Origin of the sequence: Vogesella mureinivorans (assembly GCF_007644035.1) — a bacterium.
GTDB classification, from domain to species: domain Bacteria; phylum Pseudomonadota; class Gammaproteobacteria; order Burkholderiales; family Chromobacteriaceae; genus Vogesella; species Vogesella mureinivorans.
Window position 1 is genome coordinate 1 of the sequence record NZ_VMTV02001176.1, and the last position, 255, is coordinate 255.

The following is a 255-nucleotide window of genomic DNA, read 5'->3' on the forward strand; positions in this document are numbered from 1 at the left end:
TCGGTCTGCGGCCAGTCCGGCGCCAGGTGCAGGTAGGTGAACAGCACCTGGCCTTCGCGCAGGCGGGCGCGCTCGACGGCCTGCGGCTCCTTGACCTTGACGATCATCTCGGCGCGGGCGAAGACCTCGTCGGCCGTGCCCAGCACCGTGGCACCGGCGGCGACGTAGTCGGCGTCCGAACAGCCGATGCCGGCGCCGGCGTGGGTTTCGACGACCACCTGATGGCCGTGCTGCACCAGTTCGCGCACCGACGCC

General features: G+C 71.8%; 1 pseudogene. It reads right to left on the reverse strand.

Annotated features, from left to right (window positions below):
• Nucleotides 1–255 (reverse strand): annotated as a pseudogene (locus FLQ44_RS23390) (alanine dehydrogenase); the annotation flags it as partial.